The 6,429-nt window shown below is 43.2% G+C and carries 6 protein-coding genes and 2 pseudogenes; 4 read left to right on the top strand and 4 right to left on the bottom strand.

The window, feature by feature from the left end; genetic code table 11:
- The 3 genes and pseudogenes from FTU39_RS13425 to FTU39_RS13430 form a co-directional block, all read right to left on the bottom strand.
- Positions 1–427 (bottom strand): transposase zinc-binding domain-containing protein (locus FTU39_RS13425; protein WP_373683005.1); only part of this gene is annotated, 427 nt, incomplete at its 3' end.
- Positions 330–809: a BCCT family transporter gene (locus FTU39_RS14005; protein ID WP_338242671.1), complete on the bottom strand. Its 480-nt coding sequence runs from the start codon at positions 807–809 to the stop codon at positions 330–332. The genes FTU39_RS14005 and FTU39_RS13425, both read right to left, overlap by 98 nt.
- Before the next feature lie 30 nt (positions 810–839).
- A pseudogene (locus FTU39_RS13430) lies at positions 840–1,352 on the bottom strand (class I SAM-dependent methyltransferase); the annotation flags it as partial.
- A gap of 149 nt (positions 1,353–1,501) precedes the next feature.
- On the opposite strand from FTU39_RS13430, the gene FTU39_RS13435 reads away from it, so the two are divergent.
- The 3 genes from FTU39_RS13435 to FTU39_RS13445 all read left to right on the top strand — a co-directional run bounded on the left by FTU39_RS13435 (position 1,502) and on the right by FTU39_RS13445 (position 4,229).
- Entirely contained in the window at positions 1,502–2,746 is a 1,245-nt protein-coding gene (locus tag FTU39_RS13435) for a hypothetical protein (protein ID WP_179990686.1), read from the top strand.
- A gap of 276 nt (positions 2,747–3,022) precedes the next feature.
- Positions 3,023–3,892, top strand: a complete 870-nt coding sequence (erm, locus tag FTU39_RS13440; protein ID WP_107318659.1) for a 23S ribosomal RNA methyltransferase Erm — start codon at positions 3,023–3,025, stop codon at positions 3,890–3,892.
- A gap of 16 nt (positions 3,893–3,908) precedes the next feature.
- Positions 3,909–4,229 carry a hypothetical protein gene (locus FTU39_RS13445; RefSeq protein ID WP_179990683.1) on the top strand — a complete coding sequence of 107 codons (321 nt, stop codon included), beginning with the start codon at positions 3,909–3,911 and terminating at the stop codon, positions 4,227–4,229.
- Between the two features lie 170 nt (positions 4,230–4,399).
- On the opposite strand, the gene FTU39_RS13450 is transcribed toward FTU39_RS13445, so the two are convergent.
- Positions 4,400–5,902 carry an IS91 family transposase gene (locus tag FTU39_RS13450; RefSeq protein ID WP_138773302.1) on the bottom strand — a complete coding sequence of 501 codons (1,503 nt, stop codon included), beginning with the start codon at positions 5,900–5,902 and terminating at the stop codon, positions 4,400–4,402.
- A gap of 418 nt (positions 5,903–6,320) precedes the next feature.
- Here FTU39_RS13450 and FTU39_RS13455 point away from each other — a divergent pair.
- A pseudogene (locus FTU39_RS13455) lies at positions 6,321–6,429 on the top strand (dihydropteroate synthase); the annotation flags it as partial.

Genomic DNA, 6,429 nt, shown 5'->3' on the forward strand with positions numbered 1-6,429 from the left:
TGGCCACTTGGTGGGTATGGCCCGCTTTCTTGACCAGGTGCGTGGCAATGACGCGGTAAACGATGCCCAGCACCCACCCCATGATCTCGGGCCGGCTGGCAAACAGGAAACGCAGCTGAAACGGGAAACTCAACACCCATTGGCGCATGGGCTGTACGGGCAGAACCTCATCGACCAGTAGCGCGGCGCTTTCGGCCATACGCCGTGCGCCACAACTAGGACAGAAGCCCCGACGTTTGCAGCTGAACGCAACCAGGTGCTCAGCGTGACACGACTCACAACGCACCCGCAGAAAGCCGTGTTCGAGACGGCCGCATTTGAGGTAGTCATCAAACTCGCGTTGCACATAGCCGGGCAGTTCCCTGCCCTGCGCCGCCAAATGGGCAGCGAACGTCTGGTAGTATTCTTCGACGATCCGATAGAGCAGGGTTTGCTCGGGCCGGTGACGCTGGTAACGACCAGTGTTCTCGTCCCGGCTGGCCATCCTGGCCGCCACTTGGGGCATGATCCGCATCCTTGCGATAGCCATAGCTAAACTCGGGTGCCTCGTCATCAGGCCCGAGGCGAATACTGCCAAAGCGTGACAACCCCAACCAGAGTGTAAAAATGACAAAGCCACTGGTCACTAATAAGTACAACCAGCCAAAGTCATCAGCGGTCGCATCCAGTGCTTTTTGCGCTAACTCTTGAACGCCATCAGGGTTACTGACTGTGGCAATTAAAAACAAACCAATAAAGAGTATTGATAGGTAAAAAACGGTTCCTACGTCTCCTAAAAGACGGTTTACCCATTGCTTAAACGTACTCATTACTTTCCTTAGAACTTACTATTTAACTAACTATTTCTTACAGGCAACCACTTGAACGACTGCTCCTTTACCCTGGTGATAGTTTCCTTCAGAGATTTCACGCTCTACTTCAGCACCTATTATAAAATCCAAACCGTTTAGTTCTTGCTGCAACCCTTCAAGCGACATAAACATATCTATTTGCGAGGCAGGAGGACCACCCACTCCATCCATGTCAATATGAGCAGCTGTATAGGCTTCTAGCATAAAGACGCCATTTTCTTTTAATGCAGCCACTGCCTGCTTATGCAATTTCAACCGTAACTCAAGAGGCACATGAGCGAAAATTGAAACGATGCCATCCCAAGCGTCTACGCCTAAATCATACTCATTTAAGTTGGCTACCACTGTGGTGATTTTTACACCCTGTTCAGCCGCCAATTTGTGTGCTTTTTCTAAGCCGACGCTAGACTGGTCAACCGCTGTAACGTCATAACCTTGCTTGGCTAAAAACACAGCATTGCGACCTTCACCTTCGGCTAAGCAAAGAACCTTACCTCCTTTAGGTAATTTAGAAAATTCGGCTTGTAATAAATAAAGGCACTCAAGATTTTTATGCTTATTTTTCTAATTGGGAAGCTGTTCTATTTACCCAAATATCGGAAGATGTTATTTTTGCCTTTAACGAATACGCAGCATTAATACGCGAAGACTTGTTTGTTGCAGATGACGAGGAATTTGAGGTTTTAGCAGTTATAAACCTCTCTCCAACTAAAGATGTTAATGGAAATTATGGTCTAATTTTTTATACCGCAATCGAAGACGAAGAGATCAATGAATATAATGCAGGTATGCTTTTTTCTGATATAGTGCTAGTTTACGATAATGGATATTTTAACACTGTTCGCTTTGAGGACATAATTGATGAAGATCAAGAAACAATATTGGATGAAGGCATTCATAATACAAGAATTGAGATTGAAGGTTATGAGTTTGAAATAAAAATTAAAACCATTTTAGATGAAATATCAAGCGATGATTTTTCAAAAAACTTGGCATTTAATAATAAAATTGAAATTGATATAGACTCTGAATCCGTTAAATTAGGCTCCACTTTAGAAGAAGTCTTAAGCGACATGAAACTAAGTTTATATCTAGGAATTTATTATATAAATCACCACAAACATTCTAATGTTCAAGTTACAAAAGATATGGTTGTTTCTTATGACATTGACACAGAAGGATACGGCTTTATAGTTATCAAATATACTGTTGATGAAAAAGATTATTTCACCTCAAAAACCTTTTTAGTTGCTAAAGATGGGGATGTAATACATGATTCACAAGTTATAATTAATATAGCCGATATGGATCTTTCTGACATAACTGATTATTCTGACATAATTGACTATGGTGTTAGCTATGCCTCATATGGTTCAATCAACAGAAATCCATTACTAATTGTGCCAATGGATTTGGATTTTTCGGGTCTAAAATTAGATTTTGAGGTACTAATTTACGATCTCTACGATTTTAATGAAATTTCAAATGAGTTTATTACCGTTTTAATAGGTGAGGATTTTGTATATGACAACACAAGTGTCGGTTTACAATGGATAACGATTAATGCAATCGACTCTAATGATGATACTTATGAATTCCAACTCTTAATTGCTGTCTACGATAACAATGATGAAAACTATGCAATACCTTATCTATCACATGAATTTGTCAATATACTAGGCGATTATAGGTTTCAAGAGGGATATGGTGTCGAAGGCATAAAATACGATGAAGAATCTCAAAAATTTCTTTATGCAGAATATATAGATATATATTATTGGGGAATTGATGAGCCTAAAACTTTTTACTTGTCCGAAACAAATTTTAAAAATGGCTTTTTTGCACTTACTCTAAATGTTTGGGGAATTGACGTAGACTTCACGGTGCCAGTATGAGAGTAAAATACTAAACATATTAAAATCTAATGTTTTGGTTAAATATTAACATATAAAAGTTGTGAAGAATTTAATAATCATCACATCTTTTTTTATGCAAATTTTTATTTGGTTTAAGATTTGTAACCAGTATTAGTAGTTTTTTATATGTAAAAACACCATTATTTTGTATGCTTGCTATATGTCCAATTTAAATGGCAATAGTTGACAAACTGTACGTTTCATCTTATAATTAATTATATAAACTATTAAAGATTATGCAATTAAAGGGAATTTATGGAAAGAAATATTAGGGATTCACAAAATTTCTTACACGATAAAAAATTAGTTAGTAGCCTTGTTGAAAATAGCAATATAAATAATACTGACATTGTATATGAAATAGGTCCGGGAAAAGGCATAATAACCGAACATTTATTAAGAGTAAGTAAAAGTGTAATTGCAATTGAATTAGACACCTCTTTGTATCAATTTTTAAAGCAAAACTTGAATAGTGAAAAACTAACACTTATCAATCAAGATTTTATGAACATAAAACTTCCTGATGGCAATTATAAAGTTTTTTCTAATATACCGTTTAATATGACGGGAGAAATCTTAACAAGATTACTAACAGCAATCAACCCGCCACAAGATATGTATATTATAATGCAGTACGAAGCAATGTTAAAATACGCAGGCACTCCATATTATAAAGACACATTAAAATCACTTATGTTCAAACCGTTATATGATATAAAACTGGCTTATGAGTTTTTGCCTTCAGATTTTAAACCAAAACCCAACGTGTCTATAGTTCTTGTGCATTTCCATAAAAAAGAATATTGTGATATAAAAAAAGCAACAATGTTAGAATATTGGGATTTTTTATCATATATGTATACTGCCCCAGGATTAAATTTTAAACAAAAAACAAAAAATATTTTTTCTTATGAACAGCAAAAACGTTTGAAAAAAATTATCAATTTAGATAGTGAACTAAATTTTTCCGATTGGACATATATTCAATGGATTAAAATGTTCGATACATATAAGCAGTTTGTATGCCAAGACAAGAAAAAACTCGTAGAAGGTTCTTATCAAAAACTTTTAAAAGAACAATCAAAATTAGAAAAAGTCCACAGAAGCAGAACTCAAAGATATTAAATAAAAGGGTACTTAATTGGAAAAAGGTTACTACTTATTTGCATATGTAGAGATAAACAAGTATGCCAATTTTTATAAAACAGATACAAAAAGGCACGACCAAAATATTTCACTTTGGGAATATGATGGTGGTAAATTGTCATTATTAAGATATTGGGAACTAGAGCGTTTATCCAGAATAAAACATCATAATAAAGCTTTTTATTCTGAAACTCAATTCAAAAATATTGTAAATGTTTTATTATCTGAATTTAATCTGCAATTATCAGATATAAAAGAGTATAGGAAGAATAAACGCCGTTTTTCTCCAAGTCCAGCCACTGTAGACCGCGAATGACGGCCTGCTTTGCCAGTGGGTGATTCTGAATCCGGCCCGTGTAGCCATCGATCCCGCCGAAAATTCACCCGTTTTTCCCGACAGCCGGGGCCAACCCAAGCCGCCGGCATAACGCATCCCTGCCGCGGCTGAATTACCGCAGCATCGTGATCGGAATCGTTTGGGACGGGTCAGGTAAACAGACCCGGCGACAGGCCAGCCGGTGGTGCCCGGCTCTCGGGCAACGGGCTGGACTCGTTGGTTTCGGCTTTTTGCTTCAGATGGTCGAGGATCTGCTTGATCACTACCGGATCTTCAATACAGGCAATCACCTTCATGGCACCGCCGCATTCGCTGCAAGTCTCGATGTCGATTTGGAATACACGCTTGAGCCGCTGTGCCCATTTCATCGACGCTCGCCGCCCAGCGGGTGTTGGCGGCTCATCCGATACCTTGACCTTTTTGCTCCCCTTGCCCCTCATGGCAGGTGTAACCAGGGCGCGGTGCTTGCTGTTGGGCGCAAACACCCCATGAAACCGGGTAAGGTTCACACGTGGCTTCGGCACCAACGCCGACAGTCTTGCGATGAAGTCCAGCGGCTCAAAGATCACATGCGTGGTGCCGTCCCGGTACGGCGTCTTAAGCTGGTAGCGCACGTTGCCATTCTTCGTGAGCGACAGCCGTTTCTCAGACACCGCCGGGCGGCTGATGTAGTGGCACAGCCGTTCGAGTTTGCTGCGCTCATGGGCCTTGGCCGCTACGCCGGCATGTAGCGAGAAACCGGCAACCTTACCGGGCATGTCACCAAACTGATCTTCCGGGTCGCAGGCGGGCAGTGTCTGCAGGGTGAACACCTTGCGCCCTGCCTGTGGCCCCACGGCGATGCGATACGTGATGGAATGCCCCAGCAGTGGAGTCATCGCATCTTCATCCACCGCATCCAAGGCCAGGTAACTGTTTTCAGCATCCCGCTCCAGTAGGCCTTGCCGCTCCAAATAGCGGCCGACCCGATGGGCGATGGTGTGCGCCAGTTGGGTGAGTTCGGCGCTGGTCGGCGCCCTGACCCAGAGGAACCGGGCTGTTCCATTGGGACGCTCAACGTACACGCCATCGAGGAACAGCATGTGAAAGTGAATGTTGAGGTTCAGTGCACTGCCGAAGCGCTGGATCAGGGTGACGGCACCGGTCTTGGCCGCTTGGTGGGTATAGCCCGCTTTCTTGACCAGATGCGTGGCGATGACGCGGTAAACGATGCCCAACACCCGGCCCATGACCTCCGGCCGGCTGGCGAACAGAAAGCGCAATTGAAAGGGAAAGCTGAGTACCCATTGGCGCATGGGCTGTACGGGCAGAACCTCATCGACCAGTAGCGCGGCGCTTTCGGCCATACGCCGTGCGCCACAACTAGGACAGAAGCCCCGACGTTTGCAGCTGAACGCAACCAGGTGCTCAGCGTGACACGACTCACAACGCACCCGCAGAAAGCCGTGTTCGAGACGGCCGCATTTGAGGTAGTCGTCAAACTCGCGTTGCACATAGCCGGGCAGTTCCCTGCCCTGCGCCGCCAAATGGGCAGCGAACGTCGGGTAGTATTCTTCGACGATCCGATAGAGCAGGGTTTGCTCGGGCCGGTGACGCTGGTAACGACCAGTGTTCTCGTCCCGGCTGGCCATCCTGGCCGCCACTTGGGGCATGATCCGCATCCTTGCGATACTGTGTTTTTATACAGTTTATCGCTCAGCTGCGAGATATTGAAGTCTCAGCTGTGATGCCAGCCAGTGCCAGACATTGCCTGTGAGTGCCAGTCACTCCCACTCTATTGTAAACAAGACATTTTTATCTTTTATATTCAATGGCTTATTTTCCTGCTAATTGGTAATACCATGAAAAATACCATGCTCAGAAAAGGCTTAACAATATTTTGAAAAATTGCCTACTGAGCGCTGCCGCACAGCTCCATAGGCCGCTTTCCTGGCTTTGCTTCCAGATGTATGCTCTTCTGCTCCTGCAGCTAATGGATCACCGCAAACAGGTTACTCGCCTGGGGATTCCCTTTCGACCCGAGCATCCGTATGAGACTCATGCTCGATTATTATTATTATAGAAGCCCCCATGAATAAATCGCTCATCATTTTCGGCATCGTCAACATAACCTCGGACAGTTTCTCCGATGGAGGCCGGTATCTGGCGCCAGACGCAGCCATTGCGCAGGCGCGTAAGC

The organism is Acinetobacter sp. YH12099 (genome assembly GCF_013419195.1).
GTDB lineage: Bacteria > Pseudomonadota > Gammaproteobacteria > Pseudomonadales > Moraxellaceae > Acinetobacter > Acinetobacter towneri.

Excerpts from the sequence above, each read along its gene's own strand:
- erm (WP_107318659.1), top strand. The coding sequence starts at position 3,023 with ATGGAAAGAAATATTAGGGATTCACAAAATTTCTTACACGATAAAAAA.
- FTU39_RS14005 (WP_338242671.1), bottom strand. The coding sequence starts at position 809 with ATGAGTACGTTTAAGCAATGGGTAAACCGTCTTTTAGGAGACGTAGGA.
- FTU39_RS13450 (WP_138773302.1), bottom strand. The coding sequence starts at position 5,902 with ATGCCCCAAGTGGCGGCCAGGATGGCCAGCCGGGACGAGAACACTGGT.